At 69.2% G+C, this 25,329-nt stretch carries 27 protein-coding genes; 10 read left to right on the forward strand and 17 right to left on the reverse strand.

The features are described 5' to 3' along the window. Positions 1-237 precede the first annotated feature (237 nt). From LWC35_RS11590 to LWC35_RS11645, 12 genes are all read right to left on the reverse strand, one after another. A complete protein-coding gene (locus LWC35_RS11590) occupies positions 238-1,080 on the reverse strand; it encodes an SDR family NAD(P)-dependent oxidoreductase (protein WP_232870066.1) in 843 nt (280 codons plus the stop codon). Then, on the reverse strand, positions 1,061-2,203 hold the full coding sequence (locus tag LWC35_RS11595; RefSeq protein ID WP_232870067.1) for a CaiB/BaiF CoA transferase family protein: 1,143 nt from the start codon (positions 2,201-2,203) through the stop codon (positions 1,061-1,063). Before LWC35_RS11595 ends, LWC35_RS11590 begins: the two co-directional genes overlap by 20 nt. Before the next feature lie 34 nt (positions 2,204-2,237). Next, on the reverse strand, positions 2,238-3,113 hold the full coding sequence (locus tag LWC35_RS11600; protein WP_232870068.1) for a VOC family protein: 876 nt from the start codon (positions 3,111-3,113) through the stop codon (positions 2,238-2,240). A gap of 59 nt (positions 3,114-3,172) precedes the next feature. Further along, a complete protein-coding gene (locus LWC35_RS11605; RefSeq protein WP_232870069.1) occupies positions 3,173-4,138 on the reverse strand; it encodes a substrate-binding domain-containing protein in 966 nt (321 codons plus the stop codon). A gap of 108 nt (positions 4,139-4,246) precedes the next feature. Further along, positions 4,247-5,500: a cytochrome P450 gene (locus LWC35_RS11610; RefSeq protein ID WP_232870070.1), complete on the reverse strand. Its 1,254-nt coding sequence runs from the start codon at positions 5,498-5,500 to the stop codon at positions 4,247-4,249. Positions 5,501-5,542: 42 nt separating this feature from the next. Continuing rightward, positions 5,543-6,325 (reverse strand): SDR family NAD(P)-dependent oxidoreductase, encoded by a 783-nt coding sequence (locus LWC35_RS11615; protein WP_232870071.1) that lies wholly within the window; start codon positions 6,323-6,325, stop codon positions 5,543-5,545. Positions 6,326-6,354: 29 nt separating this feature from the next. Next, on the reverse strand, positions 6,355-7,323 hold the full coding sequence (locus tag LWC35_RS11620; protein ID WP_232870072.1) for a PDR/VanB family oxidoreductase: 969 nt from the start codon (positions 7,321-7,323) through the stop codon (positions 6,355-6,357). Between the two features lie 114 nt (positions 7,324-7,437). Continuing rightward, on the reverse strand, positions 7,438-7,638 hold the full coding sequence (locus tag LWC35_RS11625; RefSeq protein ID WP_232870073.1) for a ferredoxin: 201 nt from the start codon (positions 7,636-7,638) through the stop codon (positions 7,438-7,440). Then, positions 7,635-8,810 (reverse strand): CapA family protein, encoded by a 1,176-nt coding sequence (locus LWC35_RS11630; RefSeq protein WP_232870074.1) that lies wholly within the window; start codon positions 8,808-8,810, stop codon positions 7,635-7,637. Before LWC35_RS11630 ends, LWC35_RS11625 begins: the two co-directional genes overlap by 4 nt. A gap of 214 nt (positions 8,811-9,024) precedes the next feature. After that, a complete protein-coding gene (locus LWC35_RS11635; RefSeq protein ID WP_232870075.1) occupies positions 9,025-9,801 on the reverse strand; it encodes an ABC transporter permease in 777 nt (258 codons plus the stop codon). Continuing rightward, positions 9,786-10,520, reverse strand: coding sequence for an ABC transporter permease (locus tag LWC35_RS11640; protein ID WP_232870076.1), 735 nt, complete (start codon positions 10,518-10,520; stop codon positions 9,786-9,788). Before LWC35_RS11640 ends, LWC35_RS11635 begins: the two co-directional genes overlap by 16 nt. A 118-nt stretch (positions 10,521-10,638) precedes the next feature. Beyond that, a complete protein-coding gene (locus LWC35_RS11645; protein ID WP_232870077.1) occupies positions 10,639-11,487 on the reverse strand; it encodes an ABC transporter ATP-binding protein in 849 nt (282 codons plus the stop codon). A gap of 583 nt (positions 11,488-12,070) precedes the next feature. Between LWC35_RS11645 and LWC35_RS11650 the strand changes: the two genes are divergently transcribed. Both LWC35_RS11650 and LWC35_RS11655 read left to right on the forward strand, forming a co-directional pair. After that, the gene (locus LWC35_RS11650; RefSeq protein WP_232870078.1) at positions 12,071-13,309 is read left to right on the forward strand and encodes a cytochrome P450; all 1,239 of its coding nucleotides are present in this window, start codon (positions 12,071-12,073) and stop codon (positions 13,307-13,309) included. Positions 13,310-13,689: 380 nt separating this feature from the next. Further along, on the forward strand, positions 13,690-14,805 hold the full coding sequence (locus LWC35_RS11655) for a sugar ABC transporter substrate-binding protein (protein ID WP_232870079.1): 1,116 nt from the start codon (positions 13,690-13,692) through the stop codon (positions 14,803-14,805). Positions 14,806-14,869: 64 nt separating this feature from the next. Here LWC35_RS11655 and LWC35_RS11660 read toward each other — a convergent pair whose 3' ends face one another. From LWC35_RS11660 to LWC35_RS11670, 3 genes are read right to left on the reverse strand one after another with little or no spacing between them, the layout of a single operon-like run. Continuing rightward, positions 14,870-15,673 (reverse strand): NAD(P)-dependent oxidoreductase, encoded by an 804-nt coding sequence (locus tag LWC35_RS11660; RefSeq protein WP_232870080.1) that lies wholly within the window; start codon positions 15,671-15,673, stop codon positions 14,870-14,872. Between the two features lie 33 nt (positions 15,674-15,706). After that, positions 15,707-16,762: an alpha/beta fold hydrolase gene (locus LWC35_RS11665; RefSeq protein WP_232870081.1), complete on the reverse strand. Its 1,056-nt coding sequence runs from the start codon at positions 16,760-16,762 to the stop codon at positions 15,707-15,709. Beyond that, positions 16,759-17,367: an SDR family NAD(P)-dependent oxidoreductase gene (locus LWC35_RS11670; protein WP_232870082.1), complete on the reverse strand. Its 609-nt coding sequence runs from the start codon at positions 17,365-17,367 to the stop codon at positions 16,759-16,761. The genes LWC35_RS11665 and LWC35_RS11670 overlap by 4 nt, the downstream gene beginning before the upstream one ends. A gap of 184 nt (positions 17,368-17,551) precedes the next feature. Between LWC35_RS11670 and LWC35_RS11675 the strand changes: the two genes are divergently transcribed. From LWC35_RS11675 to LWC35_RS11695, 5 genes are all read left to right on the forward strand, one after another. Then, positions 17,552-17,887, forward strand: a complete 336-nt coding sequence (locus LWC35_RS11675; RefSeq protein WP_232870083.1) for a carboxylesterase family protein — start codon at positions 17,552-17,554, stop codon at positions 17,885-17,887. A gap of 224 nt (positions 17,888-18,111) precedes the next feature. Further along, complete coding sequence (locus LWC35_RS40220) at positions 18,112-18,495, forward strand: MarR family winged helix-turn-helix transcriptional regulator (RefSeq protein WP_232870084.1); 384 nt, start codon at positions 18,112-18,114, stop codon at positions 18,493-18,495. After that, complete coding sequence (locus LWC35_RS11685; protein ID WP_232870085.1) at positions 18,492-19,985, forward strand: MFS transporter; 1,494 nt, start codon at positions 18,492-18,494, stop codon at positions 19,983-19,985. The genes LWC35_RS40220 and LWC35_RS11685 overlap by 4 nt, the downstream gene beginning before the upstream one ends. After that, positions 19,982-20,467, forward strand: coding sequence for a carboxylesterase family protein (locus LWC35_RS11690; RefSeq protein ID WP_372463033.1), 486 nt, complete (start codon positions 19,982-19,984; stop codon positions 20,465-20,467). Before LWC35_RS11685 ends, LWC35_RS11690 begins: the two co-directional genes overlap by 4 nt. Before the next feature lie 225 nt (positions 20,468-20,692). Further along, positions 20,693-21,664 (forward strand): LLM class flavin-dependent oxidoreductase, encoded by a 972-nt coding sequence (locus tag LWC35_RS11695; protein ID WP_232870087.1) that lies wholly within the window; start codon positions 20,693-20,695, stop codon positions 21,662-21,664. 119 nt (positions 21,665-21,783) lie between these two features. Here the strand turns inward: LWC35_RS11695 and LWC35_RS40900 are convergent, their stop codons facing one another. Next, positions 21,784-22,227, reverse strand: a complete 444-nt coding sequence (locus tag LWC35_RS40900; RefSeq protein WP_372463034.1) for a transposase — start codon at positions 22,225-22,227, stop codon at positions 21,784-21,786. On the opposite strand from LWC35_RS40900, the gene LWC35_RS11700 reads away from it, so the two are divergent. Genes LWC35_RS11700 through LWC35_RS11710 form a run of 3 tightly spaced genes read left to right on the forward strand, consistent with a single transcriptional unit; the run spans position 22,139 to position 23,354 of the window. Further along, on the forward strand, positions 22,139-22,450 hold the full coding sequence (locus tag LWC35_RS11700; RefSeq protein WP_232870088.1) for a transposase: 312 nt from the start codon (positions 22,139-22,141) through the stop codon (positions 22,448-22,450). The two genes, LWC35_RS40900 and LWC35_RS11700, sit on opposite strands and share 89 nt — an antisense overlap. Continuing rightward, positions 22,447-22,866 carry an IS3 family transposase gene (locus LWC35_RS11705; RefSeq protein WP_232870089.1) on the forward strand — a complete coding sequence of 140 codons (420 nt, stop codon included), beginning with the start codon at positions 22,447-22,449 and terminating at the stop codon, positions 22,864-22,866. Before LWC35_RS11700 ends, LWC35_RS11705 begins: the two co-directional genes overlap by 4 nt. After that, positions 22,758-23,354, forward strand: coding sequence for an IS3 family transposase (locus LWC35_RS11710; RefSeq protein WP_232870090.1), 597 nt, complete (start codon positions 22,758-22,760; stop codon positions 23,352-23,354). The genes LWC35_RS11705 and LWC35_RS11710 overlap by 109 nt, the downstream gene beginning before the upstream one ends. A 402-nt stretch (positions 23,355-23,756) precedes the next feature. Here LWC35_RS11710 and LWC35_RS11715 read toward each other — a convergent pair whose 3' ends face one another. Further along, on the reverse strand, positions 23,757-24,857 hold the full coding sequence (locus tag LWC35_RS11715; protein ID WP_232870091.1) for an ABC transporter substrate-binding protein: 1,101 nt from the start codon (positions 24,855-24,857) through the stop codon (positions 23,757-23,759). Between the last annotated feature and the right edge of the window lie 472 nt (positions 24,858-25,329).

The following is a 25,329-nucleotide window of genomic DNA, read 5'->3' on the forward strand; positions in this document are numbered from 1 at the left end:
CGAAATCAAGGTGTGGCCCCGCGACGCCGAGGCAAGGCTGGGGCTTCGGTCACCCGCCCTCTGGCCGGTCGCGCAAGTCCGCTTCCGCGACGCGGCCAACACCATCCTGCGCGAGGCCGCGATGTGGTGGACCTACACCTCACGCTCACCGGAACTCCTCGACGAAGACCTTCCCCGGGAGCGAGCCGCCAGTGCCCTCGACGAGGCCGTTCACGATGCCCTACCGGGGATCCACCGTCACGTTCGACGACGTCGGAGCTGGTAGAGCCCGTTGGCGCGCAACTCGTCCGCCCGCGCGGCCAGCCCCTCGAGGTCCTCGTCCGCGTCGATCCAGAGCCCGGTGAGCGCGTCCCCGCGGCCCCCGGCCAGGAAAAGCGTGGCCTCGACGGCCCGTTCCGGCGTTCTCGCCTGCATCGCTGCGACCTCGTCCCCCATGTATCTCTGGGTCGCAGGCGAGGCGCTGAACCGGGCCACCATGTCGGTGGCGATCGTGCCCGGGCGCAACGCGAAGACCGCGATCCCGTGCTCGCCGACCTCCGCCGCCAGCGAGTCCGACAGCCGGACGACCGCGGCCTTGGCGCTCGCATAGGCGCTGTTGTACGGGGTCGCGCGCCCCGCGGTGCCGGAGACCATCGAGATGATGCGCCCGCGGCCGCGGGCGATCATCGAAGGTAGGACGGCGGCCGAGCAGACGGCCACACCCAGGACGTTCACGCTGACGTCTCGCCACCACCCGCCGAGGTCGCAATCGTGCAGCGGGCCCTGCGACGTGTTCAGGCCGGCGTTGTTGACCAGCACGTCCACCGGGCCGAGCCGCGCCTCGAGGGCTGCGACGGCCGCGCGCACCGCGGCCTCGTCGACCACGTCCGCCGCGACCCCGGCGACCTGCCCGGCGTCGATCAGCAGCTTCTCAACCTCGACCACTGCAGTGGCGTCCCGGCCGAGGAACGACACGCGGGCCCCACGCCTGACGGCGCCGTCCACGATGGCCCGTCCGATGCCGCGCGTTCCGCCGGTGACCAGGATGTGTCGACCGGCCAGAGGGTCCTGCTCCGGCACCTCAGGACTCGCCGAGCACATCGTCCGTGTGCTGGCCGAGGGTGGGGGCCGGGGAGGGGTCGGGAAGTGTGTGCCCGTCGAACAGGAACGGAGCGCGCACGCGGCGGACCCGGCCCTCGGTCGGGTGGTCCTCGATCACGATGCTGCCCGACTTCTGCAGGTGCGGGTCCTCGAGCAGGTCGTGGAACGAGTGCACCCGGCTGGCCGGGACGTCCAGCTCCTCCATGATCTCGAGCCACTCGTCGGTGGTCCGGGCCTTGAGCTGCTCGGTGAGGAAGTCGTAGACCTCGTCGATGCGCAGCGACCGTCCGGAGACGGTGGTGTACATCGGGTCGGCGGCGAGATCGTCTCGCCCCAGCCACTTCAGGAACGAGATCCAGTGCCTGTCCGTGTACAGCATCACGCCGATGTAGCCGTCGGCAGTGGGGTAGGGCCGCCGCGACGGCGACATGGTGCGGGGATACAGTGGCGGCCCCTCCGGCGGGTCGAAGGTCAAGCCGCCCAGCTGCTCCACCATGGTGTAGGCGACCATCGTCTCGAACATCGGGATGCGGACCGCGCGGGTCTTCTGCCCGTTCGTGCGGCCGAGTAGCGCGGCGCAGATCGCCACCGCGGCGTACAGGCCGGCGGTCTTGTCCGCGACGGCGGCGCGGACGTACTCCGGCTGCTCGCCGCGACCCTGCACCCATGCCATGCCGGAGATCGACTGGGTGGTGTCGTCGTAGGCAGGGCGGTCCTCGTAGGGGCCTGGCCCGTAGCCCACGATCTCGCAGAGCAGCGCGGAGGACCCGGCCGCGGTCAGGCCCTCCTCGGTGAGCCCGATGCGGCCCGCGGCAGCGGGCCGCATGTTGTGCACGACGGCGTCGTAACGGGGGAGGAGGTCGGTGAACCGCTTCCGGTCCTCCGCGTCCTTGAGGTTCAGCAGCACACTGCGCTTGCCGACGTTCAAGCCCAGGAAGATCGGCGTCATGCCTTCGTTGCGGCCGCGCATCAGCGAGCGCGTGATGTCGCCCGCGGGGGGCTCCACCTTGTCGACCGTGGCACCTAGCTGCGCCAGCAGGAGCGTGCAGTACGGGCCCGACATGGTGCCGGTGAGGTCAAGGATGCGCAGCCCCGTGAGGGGCCCGGAGGCGGTGTCACTCATCAGTTCCTGCTCAGTTCGAGATCTGGGGCCGTCCTCAGTAGTCGGCCGGGGGCTGCCAGACGTCCTTGGCCTGCAGGACGCGCGCGAAGCGGCCGGGCTTGTGGTCGGGCTCGACGATGGCGTGGCCGTGGCAGAACTCGATGCCCAGGCCTTCGGGCAGCCCGTGGAAGTAGAAGCCGATGGATCCGGACGGTGCGTGCTTGAGCAGGTCGTCTCGCAGTTCGAAGCCCGATCGTTGGATGATGGCGCGGGCGCGCATGACGTCGTCGAAGGTCTCGGTCTGGAAGCAGAGGTGGTCGACGCGGGGCGGGCCGGGGCGCTGTTGCAGGACCAGGGAGTGGTGATAGCGGTCGGTGGCGTGGAGGAACACGGAGGTCTCCTCGATCCAGTCCGACTCCCGCAGGCCGAGGACTGCGGTGTAGAAGTGCAGTGACTTCTTGAAGTCGCCGACCGCGATGGCGGTATGCAGGATGCGCTCCAGCTGGACCCATCTCGGCGCGTTCGGCCACGGAGCGGACAGCATGCCGCGGAACAGCTCGATGGTGGTGCCGTCAGGGTCGGCCAGGCGCAGCAGCTCTCCGACGCGGTCTTTCGCGACCGGGTCGGTGCTGCGTTCGTGGGGGATGCCGGCCTCGTCGAGCACGGCCTCGGCCTGCTCGAACGACACGGACCCGTCGAGCTCGAAACCGATGGTCCGCAGGCCGCGGGGCACGCCCTCGTCGGAGCGGAGCACGACCCAGTGGTGGTCGTTGCCGCTGCCGAGGTAGACGGCCTCGTCGGTCTTCTCGTTGACCTGGAGCTGGACCTCGTGGACGAACATGTCGGTGGCGACCTGGAGGTCGTCCACCTGCAGGACCACGTAGCCGAGGCGGTGTGCCAACCTCGGGGTGGTCTCGGTGAAGTCGGGCATGGCCGGTCCTCGTTCCGTGTCACGCCGGGCCGGTGGTGGGCCGCCCCGGTGAGTCGTTGTCAGATGCGTGCGAAGTAGTCGTCGATTGGGAGGTCGTCCCAGAGCAGGCCCTGGGAGCTCATGTAGCGCCGGAGTGCGGTGAGCGTGGGGAGGTTGGCCTCGACGCCGTAGGGCCAGGGGTCGCCGCCGAACATCGCGATCTGCTCCTCGGCTGCGGCGGCCGTCCACGGCAACGTGACGTACGAGACGGCAGGCTGCAGCAGCTTCTCCACCGCGGTCTGCTTGGCCTTCTGCAGCGCCGTGTACAGCAGCGCGACGTCCTCCGGGCGGGACTCGACGAACTCCCGCCGCAGGACGAAGACGTGCATGATCGGGAAGATCCCGGTGCGCTGGTAGTAGTCCTTCTCGACGGCCACGTGGTCGGTGAACAACCTGCGTATGCCGGGCGGCCGCGGGACCAGGCCCGCCGAGGTGATCACCGCGTCGAGGTCGCCGGTGGGCAGCTGCGAGAGCAGGGGCCGCGAGCGGTCCGCCTTGGTGATCTCGACGCCCTCGGGCAGCCGGACCATGTCCTTGCTCAGCGACGCGGGGTCCCGGCCGGTGAACCAGCGGATGTCCGAGGCCTTGAGCCCGGCCTCGTCCTCGAAGGTCCCGCGAAGCCAGACGGCCTGGGTCATGCCGTACTCGGCCAACCCGACACGCGTGCCCGCCAGGTCCGACACGGTGTGCAGGTCGGAGTCCTCGGCCACCCAGACGTTGCCTTGTCGGAAGGATCGTGAGATCCAGACCGGGAGCGCGACGAGGTCGCTGCGGTCTTTGAGCTGCGAGCGGCGGGTCATGTAGAAGGAGAACGACATCTCCCCGCCGTCGGCGGCCGAGTCGTGCGACAGGGCCTCGAACGCCGCCTTGGGTCCGTCCAGGTACTGGAGGGCGATCTCGAGCCCGACCTCGCGGCCGGCTGCCGGGAGGGAGAGCACGCGGTCGTACTGACCGCCGAACAGCAGCTTCACCGGTCGAGCCGTCATCGGATCTCGATTCCCTTTACTCTTGCAACGATGAAGAGAGAACAGGGGCGCGCCGACCTGCGGAGCGCTCCTGAGCGCACCTCACTCTAGCACTAACTATGCACAGGCTTAGGGGTTACGGGCGGCAACCGGCATGACCACGTCGTAACGGTCGTGGCGACGGCCGCCCTCCGGGCCGCCCTCGTGCTGCTCACCATCCGGATCCGGCCGGACGCCGGCGGTGAGCAGGAAGCGCAGGAGCTTCACCAGCAGTCCCTGGGCGTCCTCGTCCCCCTGGTCCCACAACAGCAGCGGGCGGCCGAGGCAGACGTGCGCGCCGCTGCCCAGACCGATGCCGAAGGGCTGCACCGAGGGGTCCAGCGGCTGACGGAACGGGTCGAACTCGTCCGCGTCGTCGCCGAAGATCGTGGTGTCCCGGTTGGCGGCCTGCAGCCACAGGGACACCCAGGTCCCCTGCGGCACCTCGCGGCCGCTGGACTCGAGAACGGTGTCCTTCACCGCGATGCGCACGACGTGCGGGCGTGAGGACCGGTGCAGGCGCATGGTCTCCTTGACCATGCGGCCGAGGAACTCCTTGTCGGTCACCTTCGCTCGGTACTCGGGGTGCTCGTCCAGCCACGGCGTCGCGTCGTCCAGCGCCCACGCCATCTGTGAGACGGGGTTGTTCACCGCGGCAGCCAGCAGGGCGATCATCTCGCGGAAGATGAGCTCGAGGTCCGGCTCGTCGCTCTGCGAGAGCATGCTGGTGATGAGGTCGCCGGGAAGATCCTCGGCCTTCGCCTCGCCCCGTCTCACCTTCTCGACGAGCACCTGACGGCGGGCAAGGCTGGGGTCGAACATCTCCTCGCGGATCAGCGCCCGGTTCTTGCGGGCGGCGACCAGGATCGCCTCGTGTCGCTCCTCCGGCTGGTACTCGAGCGTGAGGCCTTCGAGCACGGGCTCGACGAGTCCCATGAAGCGCTCGACCTGCGCCGGGTCGTCGATGTTGTCGAGGCCGACGAAGGCCGCAGTGAGCCGCCAGATGATCCGGCGGCCGACCGGAATGAGGTCGAAGCGAACATGCCCGTCCCTCGGCTCGACGGCCGCGACGACCTCGGCGAGGTAACGGGCGAAGATGTCGTCGATCAGCGTGCCCTCGGCGCCCCACGGCTGGTCGGAGCTGATCATCTTCATCAAGGCGCGGCGGCGGCCCATGTGCTCGCGGCCGTCGAGGGCGACGAGGGTGCCGTGGACGAACTCGTCCGACCCCGCCTTGGTGCCGCTGATCACGAAGTCGCGGCTGCGGCGAAAGACTTCCTCCACCTCCCGGTATCCGGTGAGGTGGACAAACGTGTCGCGGTCCCAGGCGGTGCTCTGCGTCATGGCTGATCCCATCGTGTCGACAGTGTCGGGTGTACGCCGTGGCTAGTGGGCGGCACCAGCTCCTCCGTCCACCCACAGAGTCGATCCGGTGATGTAGGCGGCACCGTCGCTCAGCAGGAAGCGGATCGACTCGGCGATCTCCTCCGGCTGCGCGATCCGTTCGATGAGCTGGGAGGCGCGCACGGCCTCGGCGAGGATCTGCTCGCTCTCCGGACCCGGGGGCAGCAGCGAGCGGGGCATGGCGGTGTCGACCGCGCCCGGTGCGACGGCGACGACGCGAATGCCGCGCGGCGCGAGCTCCTGAGCGAGCGCGCGGGTCAGGTACACCAGCGCGGCCTTGCTGGACCCGTAGAGGCCCATGCCGGGAGTGACCTGGTTCGCGCTGCTGGAGCTGATGTTGACGACGACACCGCCGCGTCCCAGGTGGGGGAGCACTGCACGGGTCATCATCAGCCCGGCGCCCACGTTGACGCGGAAGATCTGGTCGACGTCGGCCATCTCGGTCTCGGCCAACGGCTTGCCGAGCATCACCCCCGCGACGTTGGCCAGGCCGTCGAACGGACCTTGCAGCATTCGGGCGCCGCGGGTGACGACCTCCGCCGCGGCCTCGCCGTCCGTCGAGTCGAGGGCCTCGCAGACCACCTTCGTGTCGTCCGGCGCCTTGGCTGCGAGGACCTCGGCCGTCTCCTTGAGGCCCTCCGCGACGACGTCGGTGCACAGCACCGACGCCCCTTCCAGGGTGAGCGCCAGCGCGGTCGCGCGGCCGATCCCCCCGCCGGCACCGGTGACGACGTATCTCCTGCCGGTCAACGATGAGCCGGGCATGGGGCGCCTCCTGGGAGCGAGCGGACTTGTCAGAGGTCGAGCACGAGTTTGGGTGTGCAGGAGCGGCCGACGCAGATGAGCATGGTGCCGTCCTCGTCGTGTTCCTCAGGGGTCATCATGGTTCCGCGGTGGTCGGGTTGTCCTTCGAGGACCCGGCTCTCGCAGGAGCCGCAGTAGCCCTCCTGACAGGAGAAGTCGATGTCGGGACGGACGCTGCGGACGACTTCGAGCAGGGTTTGGTCGGCGGCGACGGTGAGGGTGATGTTGGACTGGCGGAGTTCGACTTCGAAGGGCTTCTCGCCGTCTTCGGGCGGGGGCGGGGCCTCGCCGGCGGCGAAACGTTCGATGTGGAGGCGATCGGAGATGCCGACGGCCTCGCACGCCTTCGTCGTGGCGTCGAGCAGGCCTTCGGGGCCGCAGCAGTACACGAGGGTGTCGTCGGCGAGCTCGGCGACGGCGACGACGACGTCGATCAGGCCCTCGACGTCCTGGGGGATGAGCTGCACCCTCTCGGGGTGACGCTGTCCGAGTTCCGGGCCGTAGACCATGGAGCTGGCGGTGCGGCCGCCGTAGAGCAGCGACCACTCGGCGCCCTGGCGCTCAGCTTCGTCGATCATCGCCTTGATGGGTGTGATGCCGATGCCACCCGCGAGGAAGAGGTAGCTGGGCGCGGGGTGCAAGGCGAAGTGGTTGCGCGGGCCGACGATCTCGAGCTCGCTGCCAGCCTTGATGGTGTCGTGGATCTCGGCGGAGCCGCCGCGGCCGTTCGGCTCGCGGAGCACACAGATGGTGTAGCTGGTGGTGTCCGTCGCGTCGCCGCACAGCGAGTACTGCCGGGACAGCCCCGACGGCAGGTGGAGGTCGACGTGCGCACCGGCCTCCCAGTCGGGGAGTTTGTCGCTGTCGACCGGAGTGAGGACGAGCCGCATCACGTCAGCAGTGACGTGCTCGGCCTCGGCTACACGAACGGTCGTGCGGCGGAAGTCGTTCTGCTCCATACGGGCTCCTTCGACCGGGTGTCGTGATCAGCGGCCCGAACTGCCCAGGCAGCGGCATGAGCCTGTTTACCATGATGAGAGTTTGCGTCCGGCAACACAAGTGTTCGCGGAACGTCAATCCTCATGGAGTGAGAGGACGCCCGCGGGGCAGGCGTCGACGGCCTCCTCGACCACCGTGCGGTCGGCCTCGTCGACGGACTCCTGCAGGATCTCCACGACCGCCGGGTCGTCCCCGAGCGTGAAGTACTTGTCGCTGATGAACACGCACATGCCGGACCCGACGCAGGCGGCGCGGTTCGCGTGCACCCTCGTCATGTCGTGGTCACCTCCGCCGGAACCGTCGCCTCGAGCGGGACGACGACCCAGTCCCCGTCTCGCCGGGTGGGGACCTCGAAGCCCGCCTTTGCCGAGATCTCGGCGACGTGTGTGACGATCTCCACCGAGGTGGGATCGTCCGCGGGCAGCGGCGCGGGCTGCCCCTTCGTGTTGATCAAGCAGGGGAGGTAGCCGACCTCGGTGACCCGGCCGTCCTCGATGCGCGCGCGGGCGACCACGGTGCGCCGCGCGATCGGGTGGAACGGGTAGGTCGGGTAGTCCGGGTCGTTGCCGATGGCGTAGCCGTCGAAGAGCGCGTTCATCTCCTGGATGCCAGGACTGCTCAGGTTCGGCGGAGTCGGGACGTCGATGACGAAGTTGCCCAGACCGTGGAAGATCGCCCTGCCCTTGTACAGCTGGATCGGCTTGACGACGTGCTGGTGGCAGCCGAGGACGAGGTCGGCGCCCGCGTCGATCGCGGCGTAGGCGACCTCGGTTTCGTACTCCGCGATCGTGGCGGGCACGAAGTGCAGGCCCCAGTGCGGGGTGAGTACGACGACGTCTGCGATCTCCTTCGCGGCCCGCACATCCGCCACCATCGCCGCCAGGTCCTCCGGGAACACGGTGGTGTGGATGTGGGCCGGGGAGCCGGGCTGCTCCGGCTCGGCCTGCTCGTAGGTCGTGGTGACGCGCAGGGGGGCCGCGCCCGGGCTGTCCGCCGTGGCGTCGTAACCAGGCCAGAGGATCGACGAGTAGGCGAGGAACGCGATGCGGGTGCCGTTCGACTCCACGATCGCGGGCCTGCGGGACTCGGTGAGGTTCGCTCCGGCGCCGCAGCTCGCGACGCCGAGCTTCTCGAGGACGTCGAGCGTGTCGAAGAAGGCCTCCTCGCCGGCGTCGAGATGGTGGTTGTTGGCGAACGACATCACGTCGAAGCCCGCCCGCGGGTAGGCCTCGGCGTTGCGCGGGTGCGCGCGAACCATGCCGCGTGAGAGGGGGTTCGGCTCGCCACGCTCGGAGTAGACCGACTCGCAGTTGCCGTAGGTGATGTCGCCCGCGCGCAGCTCGTCGGCCACCAGAACGAACGCCGAGTCCGGCTCGGCGCGGTTCACGGCGACGTCCCCCACGGCGCGCAGCTCGACGACGCGGGTGGGGGTGGCGGACTCCGGCACTGGAGACTCCTCACGGTGGTGGTGTGCGCCTCTCCGAGCCTCACGGGCGCGCCCTGGTCGTCGAGGCAAAACAGGATAACCATAACTATATTAATAGGCAGTCACAAGGTCTCGCAGTGGGTGCCGATCCGGGCCGTGACCTGCGCCGAGAACGACAGCGAGCCGGGGACGGAGGCCCGTCCCCGGCTCAAGTGTGCGGGGGTTCCTGCTGCGGTCATTGTCCGTTGGTGGGCATCCAGCGGAGGAGTTTGCGGTCGGCGGTGGTGACGAGTGTGTCGAGGGCCCAGGCGATGAGGATGACGGTGATGAGGGCGGCCCAGATTTCGTTGACGTTGAGGGATTCCTGGCCGAGGACGGTGAGGTAGCCAAGGCCGACGGAGGCGCCGACGAATTCGGCGGCGATGGCGGCTTGGAAGGCGTAGCCGATGGTGACGCGGGCGGTGGAGATCACCCAGATGGCGAGGGAGGGGGCGTAGACGTCGCGGATGAGTTGGGGGGTGCGGGCGCCGAAGAGGGTGACGTTGTCGATGAGGTTGAGGTCGACCTCGCGGAAGCCGGAGGACACGGTGAGGATCACCGGGACGGAGATGACGAGGGCGACCATCACGACTTTGGAGGTGAGGTCGAAGCCGAGCCAGATGGCGAGGAAGGGATAGAGGATCAGCCGTGGCATGCCGTTGAAGAAGGCGAGGTAGGGGCCGGCGACGCGGTTGGCGAAGGTGGACAGGCCCAAGATGGTGCCGACGAGGATGCCGGCGAGCATGCCGATGATCCAGCCGATGACCAGGACCTGCAGGGTGGACAGGGCGGACTCGAGCAGGGTGCCGTCGGTGAGCCAGGTCCAGAGTTGTTCGCCGGTGTCGGCGGGGGAGCCGAAGGAGAAGTCGTCGAGCCAGCCGGCGGCCGAGCCCCAGGCCCAGATCGCGACGAGGGCGACGACGAGGCCGAGCTGGGCGGCGGGCATGCGGAGGGTGCTCAGAACACGCGCCATTGGGTGTACCTCCTTTCGACCAGCACGAGGAGGCGGTCGACGATGACGGCGAGGACGGCGACGGCGATGATCCCGGCGATCACCGCGGACGGGTCGAGGGTTTGTTGGGCCAGGGCGATGCGGTAGCCGACGCCGGCGTTGGAGCCGAGGTACTCGGAGACGACGGCACCGGTGAGCGCCCAGGCCGAGGACAGACGCAGGCTGGAGATGAGCCAGCCGACGATCGAGGGCAGGTAGACGTCGGTGATGATCTTGCCTCGGGTGGCGCCGAGCACGCGGGCGTTGTCGAGCAGGACGTGGTCGATGGAGCGGACGCCGGAGTAGACGCCGTAGAAGATCAGGAAGAAGATCCCGGCGGCGACGAAGAGGACCTTGGAGGTGATGGAGAAGCCGAGCCAGAGGATGAACAGCGGCGCCAGCACGATCTTGGGCAGGGCGTTGGCCATCGCGATGAACGGGGCGAAGAACCGGTCCAGGGCGTTGACCGGGACGATGATCGCGACCAGGACGATGGCGATCAGGACGCCGAGGCCGTAGCCGAGGACCGCTTCGAGGGCGGTGAGGCCGATGTCGGACCAGAACTCGGGGTCGGCAAACCATTCCCCCAACTGGGTGGTGACGCCGGTGGGGGAGCCGACGAGGTTGATCCAGACCTCGTCGGTGGCCAGGTAGGCCCAGCCGCCGAGCAGAGCGGCGAGGAGGGCGAGTTGGGTGACCACGACGGCGGTGGTACTGCGGCGTTTCGTGCGTTTCCGCTGGTCGACACGTGCCGCCGCGGCAGACGGTGGTGCCTCCCCCGGGCCGCCGGGGCCGAGAGTGGCGGGGGTGGTGGTGAGGTCAGTCGACACGGGCGGACACCACCTCGGTGCGCAGCTGTTCCCAGATGCGTTCGTGGGTCTGGGTGAACGTCGGGTCGAACTTGATCTCCAGGAGGTCCCGGGGCCGGTCGAGCGGGACGGGGTGGTCGCCGACGACGTGGCCGGGGGAGGCGGACATGACCACGACCCGGTCGGAGAGCCCGACAGCCTCTTCGAGGTCGTGGGTGATGAACAGGACCGCGGGCCGGTAGGTGGCCCACAGCTTGAGCAGGTCGTCCTCCATCAGGGTGCGGGTCTGCACGTCGAGGGCGGAGAACGGTTCGTCCATCAGGATGATGCGGGGCTGGTAGGCCAGGGTGGCGGCGATCGCGACCCGTTTGCGCATGCCGCCGGAGAGCTGGTGGGGGTAGGAGTCGGCGAACTTGGCCAGCCCGACCCGGCTCAGCCACTCTCGGGCCACGTCCTGGGCGGCGGCCTTGGTCTGGCCGCGGTAGCGCAGCGGTAGCGCGACGTTCTGCAGCGCGGTGCGCCAGGGGAGCAGGGCGTCACGTTGGAAGATGAACCCGACGTCCTTGTTCACCCCCTTGACCGGCTGCCCGAACGTGCGCACCGTGCCGGCGTCGGGCTTGGCCAGCCCGGCGAGCAGGTTGAGCATGGTGGACTTGCCGCACCCGGACGGGCCGACCACTGACAAGAACTCGCCCTGAGCCACGGACAGGTTCACATCCCGGATCGCGGTGAACGCCACCCCGCCCCGGGTGAACACCCGATCCACCCCCACGATCTCGATCGCCGGCACATCCGACGCGGCCGACGAGGCGGGACGGTCTTCGCTGTTACTGCGGACATCGGCGGTGGCAGATGCCATGAACTTCTCCTGTCCAGAGAACGGATCGGCGGTCACGTGCGGGGCTACCCGTTGGAGGCGGCGGTCGCGAGGACCGACAGTCTCGTCAGTGGCGTGTGCGCTCAGCGGAATCGGCGGCGCAGGGCGGACCGCGAGTGGCGGTGCGGCGAGTCGTCGTTGGAACATGAGCCCCCCATTGGGCCTGTGCCGGAGTGCCGGTGCTGATCGACTTCGTTCGGGAACCGAACCAGGCGAACGTCGGGCGTTCGATGAAGTATGCACATTGTTGTTAGGTCACCTGCCGTAGTCAAGGGGTGTATCGCGATTCCCTGGACGGGTACCGACCGGTACCTCGCCGAGACAGCCTCCGAACTCGCGAGTCTTGTGAGGGCACCCGGAGAGGCTGCGTGACTGCTTCGTCTCAGTCCCGGGGCTCGGACGGCGCAACCACTAGCCTGATAAGCATTAATACGGATCCGCCTGCCCGCTTCGCCTGGTCTGCCCCACAGGCGGCGCGGGGCGGGTCCGGCCGCGTCGGCGGAGCCGCCGACCCTCGACGACCTCGCCCGACCACGGCATCGTCGTAGAACCAGGAGGTGGAGAGATGACGCAGTCGACGACGACACAGGGTTCGCAGACGCTGATCGAGCTCACGGACTACCGGGAGCTGGAGGAGGCCCTGAAGCGGGGCCGCGAGCTCGTCCTCGAGGGCACCAAGGCGGAGTCGGACGAGTTCGTCCACGGCACCCTGATCGCGGTCGACGGCCGCGAGCACCTGAATCGGCGCCGCGCGCTGATGCGCATGATCAACCCCAGCCAGCCATGGGGGGCCGAGGGCAAGCTCATCGACGAGGTCTTCGCCGACAACCTCGAGCGGATCCTGGGGATGGTGGAGCCGGTCGACGGCGTCCGCCACTTCGACCTCGTGGACTTCCTGCGCCGCATCATCTGGCGCTTCACCGCGAAGTTCGTGGGCATCGACGGCATCGACGACGACGAGCAGACCGGCCGCTTCGTGAAGCTCGCAGTGCCGGTCGTGTCCGGCCTGTCCATCGAGTACCTCCCCGAGGACAAGCGCGCCGAGGTGCTGGAGAACGCGCGCAACGCCCGCAAGGCCATCCGCGAGGAGCTGTTCAACTCCAGCCTCGAGCGGCGCCGCGCGCTGATCGCCGCGGGCGCGGGGGAGGACGAGCTGCCCGCCGACCTGCTGACCAGCCTGCTTCAGGCGGACACCCCGAGCAGCGACGACATGATCTTCAAGGAGGCCATCCAGCTGTTGGCCGCCTCGGTGAACAACCCCGTCCTGCAACTCACCCTGGCGCTGGACGACGTGACCACCTGGCTGGACGAGCACCCCGAGGACCGCGCCAAGATCAGCGACCGCGAGTTCGTCAACGCCGCGGTGAAGGAGACTCTCCGGCTGCACCGGGCGTCGCGGCCCTACCTCGTGCGGCGCGCGCTCAAGGAGGTCACGCTGGAGACCACCGGGCGCGTCATCCCCGAGGGTGCTTGGGTCGCCGGGTACCTCATGGAGGCCGACCACGACGAGTCGGTGTTCGGCGAGAACCCCGCGGTCTACGACCCGTACCGGGTGCTGAACGACCCGAACGTCCCACACTTCGGGCTGGCCTTCGGTGCCGGTCCGCACGTCTGCATCGGCCGCCCCATGCTGCTCTGGGAGCAGGGCAACCCGGAGAGTCAGGGCGTGCAGACGAAGGTGCTGCGCTTCCTGCTCGAGAACGGCGTCCGTCGAGACCCCGACGGCGTGCAGTCGCTGGAGAGCGAGCGCGGCAGCCACCGCTTCACCCACTACGACGTGATCATGCCGGAGAAGACCTCCTGACCCTTCGCCGTGCCGCCGAACGGCCCGTCCGCGTACCCCGCGGGCGGGCCGTCCGTCGTTGCGTGACCAGACCCTGAGCAGGCTTCGGGCGGGCAACCTGACCTCGTTGATCCCGCTTCGGCCTGCTCGGGAACCTTCTCAGGCCTTCGCAGACGCTGTCGAGCCCGGGCCCGGGAGTTTGCTCGGGCCGCCTCTGGTTTTGATGAGCAGGCTTCTTTAGTGTGGCCGCCGAGCGCGCGGGATCCCGCCCGGCGGGACGTTCCGCGACGACCACCAGCTCTCCCCACGCGATGTCCCTTCGCAGCAAGGTCTCTCAGCGAGGAGTGCCTCCATGACAGGGAGATGGCGACCGACGGGTGGGCGGATCGCGCTCGGCCGCGGTGAGTGGCACCCTGGTGCTCTCCGCGTGCTCGTCGGGCCCGTCGACGGACTCGTCCTCGGCGACGACCCCGGAGCAGACGCGGGCGTGCGTCGTCAAGGCGAACGCCTTCCTCGCCGACTGGAAGACCTTCCCGACGACCTTGCCCCAGTCGCCGCCGGCCCGCTACACCAAGCTCGACCAGAAGCCGCCGACCGGGAAGCGCGCCGTCTACGTGCGGCAGAACTTCCCGGCGGCCCAGTCCACCAGCGACGGCGCCCATGCCGCGGCCGAGGCGCTCGGGTGGAACTACCAAGCCGTCATCTACGACAACTCGGTTCCGGACTTCATCGCCAAGCTGGACTCGGTCATCGCGACCAAGCCGGACTTCATCATGACCAACGGTCTGCCCGCGGCGTCGTTCCAGAAGCAGATCGATGATGCGAAGGCCGCGGGGATTACCTTCGTGCTGACGTCGGTGTCCGACCCGCCGGTCTCCGTTCCGGGTCTGGGCGGGGTCGGCAACGCGACCGAGACCGCCAAGGTCATCTCGCGGATCCACGCGAACATGGCCCTCTCGACCTCGGGCCGCACGGCGAAGACCGTGATCTTCAGCCTCGACTACCCGATCCTCGATGTCAGTGAGGACGAGTACGCGAAGGTCATGTCCGAGGCGTGCCCGGCCTGCACCACCGAGGTCGTGAAGATCCAGCCGAAGGACATCGGCACCCCGGCTGCGACCTCGCAGATGGTGTCGAAGCTGGAGGCGGACCCGTCGACCAAGTACGCCTACACGATGATCGGCGACATCGCCTCCGGTCTCGCGCAGGCACTCAAGCCCGCGGGCCTCGATGACGTCCGGATCTTCGGGCAGGTGCCGAACGAGTCGAGCATCGCGGCGCTGCGCGACGGCACCAACGCCTGGTGGGTCAACCAGTCGTCGAGGATCAACGGGTACGACATGATGGACATGGCGGCCCGGATCAGCGTGACCGGTCGGGTCCAGAGCGACCCGGGCGGCTACCCGCTCGCCCTACTGACGAAGGACAACGTGCCCCCGGGCACGGCCGCGCCGGTGATCCCGGAGAACGTCCTCGACCTGTACGAGCAGACCTGGGGTGTGGGCTCCACCTCCTGATCATCCTTGGAGACGAGGGATCCTCTCGGCCCGACGGGCCGGGAGGATCCTGTGCGGACCAGCGTCAGTCGCGGAGCTCGCCCAGGGCGGCGGCGGTGACGGGGAGCGTGAAGCCGGCCTGCTCGGCCAGGGCCAGTGCGGCGACCAGGTCCTTGCGCGCCAGCGCGCGGCGGCGCGGGTCGCCGGGCTCGGTGTAGAGCGAGGCCCGGGTGGTCCAGGTCGCCAGGGCGTGGCTGTTGCCGCTGCCTTGCGCCGCGAGCTCCCGCATCCGGTCGGTGGGGATGTCGTAGGCCTGGGCGAGCCGGAAGGCCTCGGCGAGGATCGCCGTGTTGGCCAGCGACATCACGTTGTTCGCGATCTTGGCGACCTGCCCGGCGCCGACAGCTCCGACCTCGGCGACCTGATGGCAGTAGGTGAGCAGGACAGCGCGCAGCTCGTCGTCGAGCGGGGCCTCGGTGCCGAGGAAGGCCATGAAGGTCGGAGGGTCCGAGCGGCGGACCGACACCGGCGCGTCGACGAAGGTCACCCCGCTGGGGCGCTCCTTGCCGATCGCGATGGAGGTGGCCGGGTCGATCGTGGCGTGCAGGACGACCGTGCCCTGCACCATCGTCGTGAACACGCCCTCGGGACCCGATATGGCGGCGGTGGACTGGTCCGCGGTGGCGACCGTGACGATCACGAGGTCGCAGGCGGCGCCGAGGGCGGCGGGGGAGTCCGCGGGCTCGATGCCCAGGTCCGTCATGCGCTCGACTGCGGCGGGGTGCGGGTCGTAGCCGATCGCCTGCCGCCCGTCGCCCAGGAGGGCGTTCGCGACGACGGTACCCAGCTCGCCGACGCCGACGATGCCGATGGGGCGGGAGGTGCTCATGAAGGGTGCTCCGGTTCTGCAGAGGTGTCGCGGTCAGCGGTCGAGCAAGGCCAGGAGCTCGGCGTTGACCAGCTCCGGGGCCTCCTCGGGGACGTAGTGCCCGCAGTCGGCCTGTACGGCCCGGAGGTCGGGGAAGTAGCGGACGTACTGGTCGACGAAGGGGTGGCCGCTGGGCTTCGGTAGGCCGGCCAGCTCTGGGAACCGCGCGACCTGCTGGTTGCCGAAGACGAACAGGGCCGGGCGATCGTAGATCTTCTGCCGGTCCTCGGGGCCGATGTCGTGCGCCTCGGCGGCCAACGGATGCTGTTCGAAGCCCTCCGGGTGCAGCCACATCGATGCGATCTCGCGCTCGGACAGCGGCACGTAGCGCTCGCCGCTCGGCGTCGCCGGGTCGGCGATGACCCGGTGGATCGGCATGGCGTAGCGGTAGTACTGGATCGCGGCCTGCTGGGACGCCTCGTCGAAGGAGTCCGCGTAGTGGGCGAGGTCCGCCTCGGTGAGGTGGGCGGGCAGCGGCCGGGTCCCGGTCTTGACCGCCCAGGGGTTGCCGGGCCGTCCGCCGAGGACTGTGCCGTCCTTGCCGCCGAGGCGGACCTCGATCATGTCGCGGGCGTGCGCGGCGAGGAACGCCTCGGGCAGTGGTTCCACCTTGAACCAGTACGGGTGGGGGATGTCGGTGGTGATCACCGTGGTGTTGCTGTCCAGCAGGGCGAGCCGGGTGAAGAGGTCGGGGTGGTCGATCGCCGCCTTGAAGGCGATCAGGCCGCCCCAGTCGTGTCCGACGAGCAGCACGTCGCGCAGGTCGAGGGCCGCGCAGAACGCGACCACGTCCGCCGCGAGCATCGCCCGGCTCACCCGGGTGCCCGGCTTGTCCGTGCGGCCGAACCCTCGGGTGTCCACGGCGTAGGCGGGGTGGCCCGCCGCGGCCAGGGCCGGTAGCTGGTGGCGGAAGCAGTGCGAGGTCTGCGGGAAGCCGTGGACCAGGACGATAGGCGTCCCCGGTTGCTCGGTCCCGGCGGCCAGCGCGTGGATGCGCAGGCCCGGGGCGTCGACGAAGACGGACTCGATGGACGGGGTCGTCGTGCTCACTGCTGCCTCTCGCGGTGGGGTCGGCCCAGGATCGGGCCGGTGTTCATGCCGCCGTCGATCACGAACTTGGTGCCGGTCACCCAGTTGCTTTCCTGGCTTGTGAAGTACGGCGAGGCGTGGTCGATGTCGGCTGCTGCGGCGGCTTTGCTCGCACAGCACCACGATGCTGCCGGATCGGTTGGCGCGCGCATGCCTGGGGTGACGGCTTGGCTGCCGTCGGCGACGCCGTGGGCGTTGACGTCGTGGGCGAGGCGCGTGTCGTCGTCGGCGGCGGATTCGGTGGCCTCGTCGACCATCACGTCTGCGGCGTTGACCAGGACGTCCGGCGGCGCGCCGAAGCGGTTGCGGCACAGGTTGGTGGCGGCGGCCCAGTCGTCGGTGCTGCGTACGTCGAGTGCTGCGTACTCGGCGGCGACGTCGAGGCTGTCGGAGGTTTCCTTGGCGTTGGACTCTGCCGCGTCGGCGACGAGCACGAACGCATCCTCGGCCGCGAAGAGTTGGGCGATGGCGCGGCCGCAGCCGCCGCCCCCGCCGGTGACCAGCGCGATCCGGCCCGCTAGCCGTCCCGCGGCCCTCGACGGACCGAGCGGGGCGGTGGTGCTCATACCGCCCTCCTCATTAAGGTGAATATGGTCATCAGCGTAAATCTGAACCTAACGGCGCCCTGCAGTGCACGTCAACGGCCGGACTGCCGCAGCGAGGAGGGCGTGGTTCCGACAAGGACGGCCTCTGCGGCCACACTCCAGGCCGCCCGGCTGATCCTGACCTCCTCATCGGTTTCGAGGGTGGGTGACCGAGAACATCACGGCGTTCGGCGGCGACCTGGCCCGGGTCACTGTCTTCGGGGAGACCGCGGGCGGGTGGAGCGTCGCGCGCCTGCGCTGTCGCGGGGCTCTTCCGCTCTGCGGTGGTGCAGTCGGGTGGCGCGGACTTCGCCGTGGACCTCGCGACGGCCCGGCGCGGAGCGTGCTGTCAGCGTTGGACGTCAAGCCCGGGGCTGGGGCGCCCTGCGCGAGGTCCCGATGGAGCCGCTCCTGGCACAGACCGCGCTCGGCGCGCACCCGCGGCTCCTGCAGTCTCGCCCTTGGTCGGACAAGTGGCGGCACGCTGGGATCGCCAACGTGATCATTTGCTCGAACCTCTCGGTGCAACATGGTGGCTCCTCGTTCCCAACTGCCTACTCGGTGCGGCGCGGTCAGCAGGCTCCCTGGTTAGCTTGCCTGTACAGCTGGCCTGAAGTTAGCATTGTCCAATGCCATCGACGCCCCGCACCGATGCCTCTGCTTCGCCGTCCAGCTCGGCCTCGCGATGACACGCTGGAGTCCCGCCTGCGGCTTGAGCAGGTATCGGTGACCACGGGGCAGGCAATGTCACAGCCGTCGGTGCTCGGCCGAATCGGCGGCAGCTGTCCGATCACGGCTCGCGAACTTGCCCGAGCGGAGCATGCCAGGGCCCGATCGATCGCCGAGACCGTGACAATGCTGAAGAAGCAGGGCCTCATCGATGCCCATCCGGATCCGACCGATGGCCGCAAGTCACTTCTGTCAGTCACAACTGCTGGACAGCGGCTTATCGACTCCGTCGTCGACCGGCGTGGTGCATGGCTGGCCTGGGCGATAGGGCAGCACGTCATCCCAGGGGAGCGCGAGATGCTCGCCGACGCTGCTCAGATCATCGCGAAGATGGCGGACTGCCGAGTCGACACCGCGCCCGACGAAGCGTTGCGGGTGTGACGGCGGGAAGCCGCGACTCCGCGGCCATCACGCAGAGGGCGTTCAGCTGGCAGTTCTCCCTGACTCTGGTCCTCGCGGCCACGTTCAACCCGGTCAACAGTTCCATTGTGGCCACCGCGCTCGTGCCCATCGGGGAGGCCCTCGGCCTACCAGTCGGCCGGGTCGCAGTGCTGGTGACCAGCCTCTATATCGCTAGCGCGGTGGCTCAGCCCGCTATGGGGCGGTTCGCCCAGCGGTTCGGGCCGCGGCGGGTCTTCCTGGCGGGCGCGTGCCTCGTCGCCGCGGGCGGGATCGTGGGCGCGGCCGCCCAGGACCTCGTCACGTTGGCGGTGGCCCGGGTCCTGCTAGGGATCGGAACCTCGGCCGGTTTTCCGAGCGCGATGCTGATGATCCGACGCCGCGCGGAAGATACAGGCGCGCACCCGGGCGGGGTTATGGGGGCGCTCGTCGCCGCGAGCCAGGTGACGGTGCTGCTCGGGCTGCCTCTTGGAGGGCTGTTGGTCTCGGCCGTCGGCTGGCGGGCCACCTTCTGGATCAACATCCCGCTTGCTGTGGCGCTGCTGGTGATGGCCTACGTCTGGCTGCCCGCGGACGGCCGGCCGTCCTCGCTGGGCGGGGTACGCCGGCTCGTCGGCGAGTTGGATCTGCTCGGCGTCTCGTTGTTCGGTGCGGCCCTCACGCTGCTCGTGTCGTTCCTGGTGTCGCTGCCCGCAGCGCACTGGGTGCTGCTCGGCGGCGCGCTCGTGGCCGTCGCTCTGCTGGTGGGGTGGGAGCTGCGGGCCTCCAACCCACTGGTGGACATCCGCGCCCTGCTGGACAACCGGGCATTGACCACGACCTACCTGCGTACCGGTGGCGGGATGCTGATGGCGTACGCGGTCATGTACGGACTGACACAGTGGTTGCAGGAGACCCGCCAGCTCTCGGCCACTACTGCGGGCCTGCTCATCGTGCCGATGAGCGCCGCCGGCGCGCTTGTGACCCGGCCGGTCGCCCGGCGGGGCCTGGTGAAAGCGCCGCTGGTCGCCTCCGCGGCCCTCGCGGTGGTGATGGCGGTAGCGCTCGTCCTGCTCACCAGCACGACCCCGCTCGTGCTGGTCATCGCGATAACTGCAGTGGTCGGAGTGTCGGTGGGGCTCGCTACCGTCGGTAATCAGGCGGCGGTATTCACCCAGGCTGACCCGGAGGACACCGGTATCGCTGCAGGCCTTATGCGAACCTCGGGCTACATCGGCGCGATCGCCTCGGGCAGCATCATCAGCGTCGTGTTCCGGGAGGGGCCGAGCGACGCCGGCCTGCACGGCATCGCTGACATCCTCATCCCCGTAACAGTGCTGGTGCTGCTGCTGACGGTGTTCGACAAGCGGTTGCCCCGCCGGTTGGACACTCCGCGCGCGCTCGTGAACGAGGGAATCGCGCCGCCCGGGGCGACCGAAATCGTCACCGGCACGAACGGCCGGCCTCGGAACCGTCAAGCAGACGACCAGTGACCACCAGGCGGCGCGGGGCCCGTCATCCAGTGGTTGTGTGGCTGCTCGACGTCGTGCGGCAGACCGGCTCTGGCGTCGACTGCCCCCTACTCGACGACGCATTCCTCACAGTCGGTGGTGTGGTCGTCGCCGTGGAGTACCGGCTCGGCGTCCTCTGCTTGTTGCATCTGGACGAGGACTTCGACGGGATCGAAGGCACGTGTGCGCTCGGGCAAAGGGACCAGCTCGCCGCCGTGGAGTGGGTCGGGGAGCACATCGAGGCCTTCGAGGACGAACCACGAGAAGCCACTGGGGCCGGGGACGAGGCGGGCGCTGGAGCGTTGAGCAGCTGCTTGCGATCGGGCCGGCGCTGCAACTTGTTCGCGCCGCTGTCGTGCAGTCGGGACGTGCGGAGGCGACTGCCGACCGCGATTCGGCGCGACATAGGGCTGCCCGCGTACTCGCGAAGGCGGGCGTGGGCTCGGGCGCCTGGGAGGCGTTGAGCGTGGTGTCGTCGAGGCGAAGGACACAGCTGCGCCGTCGCGCGCAGCACGCCCCCGATGAACTCGGCCCGCCGGTCTTCCGCACGGTCCCGTCGAGTCTCGGCCGTCGGCCCGGAACCGGCCGTTGTACAGCGTTCGGACCGACCTGCGAACGGGTCGTGGTGGCGCGACCTGCGCTTCCGGTGAGGTGTCCGGGCCTCCGGGCCCGGGGAAGGAGAGTAGAACGTGAAGACCGGAGTTATCCTGCTGCCGGGCACGGACCTTCTGCATTTCGCCGAGCGGGTCCGCACGGCAGACCGACTCGGCGTCGACATGGTCGGAGTCGGGGACGTTCCGGGCGAGCACGGTGAGCTCGTCGTGGGGCTGACGATCGCCGCCGGGGCCGCCGAGCGGGCCGCGATAGGTCCGATGGTCGTCAACACCGTGACTCGCCACCCTGGAGTAATTGCAGCGGCGATTCGCAGCATCTCGCTGCTTGCCCCGGGTGGTGCGTTCCTCGGCGTCGGCCGTGGAGGGAGCCCGGTTCGGGGCCTGGGGCTGGAGCCGCCAACCACGGCTCGACTGGCTGCGGCTGTCGCGACGATCCGCCACACTCTACGCGAAGACGGCGGGCCGCGCGTGCCGGTGATGCTCTCCGCGTATGGCCCGCGCACCGCCCGGGCAGCCGGTCAGTGCGCAGACGGAATCCTGGTCGCCGCAGGCGCGGACCCGGAGCTGGTCGGCGGACTGGTCGCGCAAGCGCGCGCAGGGGCCGTCGAGGCAGGTCGGCAGGAGCCACCCGATGTCTGGCTGATGACCCGGGTCGCCATCGGCGAGGACCGGACCGAGGCCGTGCGTACCATCCGCGCAAACCTGGCCAGCGCGGGCGCGAACAACTTGCGCTCACCCGCCCAGTTGGGCAGCCTCCCCCCGGACGTGCAAGAGCGGTTGGCTGAGCTGCGCGCGCGGTACCAGGCAGCCGAGCACGTGGAATGGGACGGGGCGAACGCCCGGCTGGTCGATGAGCTCGACCTCACCGACTTCCTAGCCGACCGATTCGCAATAGTCGGGTCGGAGCAGGAGGTCGCCGAGCACATGCGTGCCGTGTCCGAGGCTGGGGTCACCGGCGTGATCGCTCCCTCGCCCGATCAAGGTGTTGACGAGTTCCTCGGCCGTTTCGCCGCTGCAGCCGGCTCCCTCGGACGCTCGCATGGCTAACGGGTGCAATAGCTAAGCGGAGGCGAGCAGAAGCATTCTGTTGTAGTAGCCGTTGACCGTGTCGGCGAGGGCGTTGATGCTCCTATGACCGTCAAGCCGCTGAATACAGGTTCTCTGCTTTATGCGGAGAAACGAGAATTTGGTAGATCTCGCGGATGAGGTGGCGCTTGAGGCAGCGCAGGATCTCCATCGTCGTGCGGCCTTCGCGGCTGCGAACGCTCGACGTAGGCGATCGTGGGCTGGTGGAAGCGCATGCGGACGAAGAGGATCCGGTGCAACGCAGCGTCGGCCTGGCGATGCCCGCCGCGGTTGAGCCGGTGTCGGGTGGTTCTGCCGGAGCTGGCGGGGATGGGGCAGGCGCCGCAGAGCTCGGCCAGGGCGGTTTCGCTGTGGATGCGTTCGGGTGAGCTTTCCCCGCTTTGCCGGAGTGTCTGAAGACTGGTTCCCTCGGGGGAGCCAGGAAGGAAGGCACTGGTGGCTGCACCGAAGAAGTACCCCGATGAGCTGCGTGAACGCGCTGTTCGGCTGTATCGGGAGTCCGACCCTCGTCCGACGTTCCGGATGCTCGCCGAGCAGCTCGGGGTGCATCACGAGGCCCTGCGCAACTGGGTGCGACAGGCCGAGGCCGACAAGGGCGAGCGGCATGATCGGCCGACGACCGACATGCTCGCCGAGAACCGCCGGCTCGTGAAGGAGAACGCGGAGCTGCGGCGGGTCAACGAGGTCCTGCGCGCGGCGAGCGCCTATTTCGCCAGCGAGATCGGCCCGACCCGGAGGTGGTCATGAGCTTCGTCGACCACGTGCGCGACGCCCATGACTTCCCCGCCGGTCTCGTACTACGGGTCCTGGGCATCCCCGCCTCGACCTACTACTACTGGCGCGCCCGCCAGGCGAACCCGTCGCAGCGTGAGCTCGACGATGCCGTCCTGCTCGAGCAGATCGTGAAGATCCGGTCGGTGAGCGAGTTCGCCGCCGCCTACGGATCGCCGCGGGTGTGGCTGGAGCTGCGCCGCCAGGGTGTCCACGTGGGTCGCAAGCGGGTCGAGCGGATCATGCGCGAGCACGGCCTGCAGGGCGCGCACCTGCGCCGCGGGTGGAAGCACGGCTCGACCCGGCAGAACCCCGCGCACCGCCCGGCGCCGACTTGCTCGAACGCGACTTCACCGCCTCCGCCCCGAACCGTGTCTGGGTGGCGGATCTGACCAGGATCGTCACCGGCGAGGGAGTCCTGTGGCTGGCCTCGGTGCGCGACGCCTTCTCCAACCGGGTCGTCGGCTGGGCCACCGACCCGCGCGCCACGACGGCGTTGGTGCTCACCGCGCTCAACCACGCCCTTCGCTCGCGGGCCCTGCGCCCCGGACAGTTGATCTTTCACAGCGATAAGGGAGCCCAGTACACGGCGCTGCGGTTCACCCAGCGCCTGGTCGACGCGGGTGTCGCCCCGTCGACCGGGTCCACAGGGGACAGCTATGACAATGCCCTCGCCGAGAACCTGTGGTCCACGATCAAGATCGAGCTTCTCCACTGGCCCGGCACCACGTTCGCGACTCGCCGCGAGGCCGAGCACGCCCTGATCCGCTACCTCGATGGCTGGTACAACCCGCGCCGGATCCAGGCCCGCCTCGGAGGGCTCTCGCCCGACGAGTACGAAGACAACTATCGTCACGCTCAGCCCGACGCAGACAGGTAACTCGCACTCCGGGAAACTGGGGGAAGCTCAGCGAGTGGCCAAGCCGCGCCGCTGCTTGACGGTGCAGAACCCGCGCTCGACGACGTTGCGGTGGCGATAGTCCACGCATCGACGCGGCGGGCGGCCGCCGCCGGAGCCGCGGCGATTGTGTGTCCTGCTTGTCACGAGGCTCAGGAATGACCGCGACAAACCGCCGGGACCGGGTGACTGCGGATCGCCCCGCGACGACTACGCCTTGTCGGCGCGCACGCGTTCCGGCCGGGTTCGTCCATCAGGACGATGCGGGGCTGGTAGGCCAGGGGTGGGACGCGCTGGCCCATCTCGAGCCATCGTGGGTGCCTGAGACGACCGCGGCCCCCGTTCACTGTTGTGAACGGGGGCCGCGGACCCTTCGGGGCAGGGTCAGGACGCGGTCTGCACGGCCGGCCGCGGAATGCGCAGCTGCTCATAGGCCTTGTCCACCATGGAGTTGTCGAGGAACGTGCCCGCCTCGGGCTTCGCGAGGTCGGCCTCGCTGAAGTCGCCGCCTCCGGTGGTGTCCTTGACGGCCTGCTCGGTCGTCGAGCCGTCTGTCGAGAGGAAGCCGGGCTGGGTGAAGGCCCACTCCGCCGCGAACAGCTGCGGGTCCGAGCGGGCGTCCCTGAAGCCCTGTGGCATGAGCTGCATGACCGCAGCCGGGTCGGTGACCGTGCGGACCCGGTTCAGCCCGGCGACGACTGCGTTCACCAGGTCCTGGGACAGCTCCGGGTACTTCTGGCGGAACTTCTCCGGCATGACCAGCCCGTTGCCGATCAGCGTGCCGCCGATCGGGCCGAAGACGCTCAGGTCGTTGGTGTTGAGGACCGGGTAGCCGATCCCGTCCTTCACGGCCTGTGCCGCGGAGGCGACGTCCATCATCGCGATGTCGATGCGCCCGGTCTGCAGGGCGGGGGCGAAGGCATTCATCGCACCCAGCGCGATGCCTTTCTGGTTCGCCCAGTCCAGTCCCGAGTGCTCGGCGGCCTCTTTGAGGCTGACCTGGCTGATGGAGCCCTCAGAGGTGTAACCCCAGTTCCCGCCGTCGAACTTGGCCAGGTCGGTACCGCGCTCGGCCTCGTACCTCTTGGCCGCGATCGCGACGGTGCCGGCGCCCTTGTTCATGTTCACGACGTAGTGCAGCTCGTCGGAGGCCAGCGCGGCCTTCAGCGCAGTGTTGAAGCTGCAGTTGCAGATCTGCGCGGAGCCGCCGAGCATCGCGGTCAGTGCGTCGTTGCCCTTGCCGAAGCCGGGGTACGAGATCTTCGTGTTGTACTTCTTCTCGATCGCGGCCATCTCCGGCGCGGCGGCCCAGAGCGGGGCGAACGTAGTGATCCATGTGCCGCTGGTCGAGATGGCCAGCTCCGACGGGGCGCCGGCACCGCCCTGTGCGGCGGTATCGGAGCTCCCACCACCACAGGCGGACAGGGCCAGAACGGAGGCCGTACACAGTGCGGCCAGAGCGGCGAAGCGTCGTCGCTTGAGCATGAGCCCTCCATTGGGCTGGCGCCGGGGCGCCGGTCACGCGTACAGGGGTAACGGGCGCGGCGCCGGGCGCCGCTGCCGATTAAGTATGACTATTATTGATAGAGACAAAGATCGAGTCAAGATGCTGGCGCCGTCGTGCTCAGATCGAGACCGCGCTGCCGTCGTCCGCAGGCGGGCCGCCGTGACGAACGACGACGCGTCGCCGGCGAGGTGGTGCATCGTCAGTGCCGGGAATTCGGCAGACACCCCGGTCGGGTCGCCGCCCGCCTCGCGCATGTGCTCGACGATCGCGCCGACCCTCTACTTGGAGCTGGCGACGACGAGCTTCGGTCACAGACGACTCCAGCGATGGCGGACCCCAGTCCGCCGGTGCCGCCGGTGAGGAGGATGGTCCGGTTGGTGATGTCGAACTGTGGGCGGGGGTCTGGTGGGTCAGGCACGGGTGCACTCGGGGTGTATGCCGGTCTCGCGG

The sequence above is a fragment of the Pseudonocardia kujensis genome (assembly GCF_021283305.1).
Lineage (GTDB): Bacteria > Actinomycetota > Actinomycetes > Mycobacteriales > Pseudonocardiaceae > Pseudonocardia > Pseudonocardia kujensis.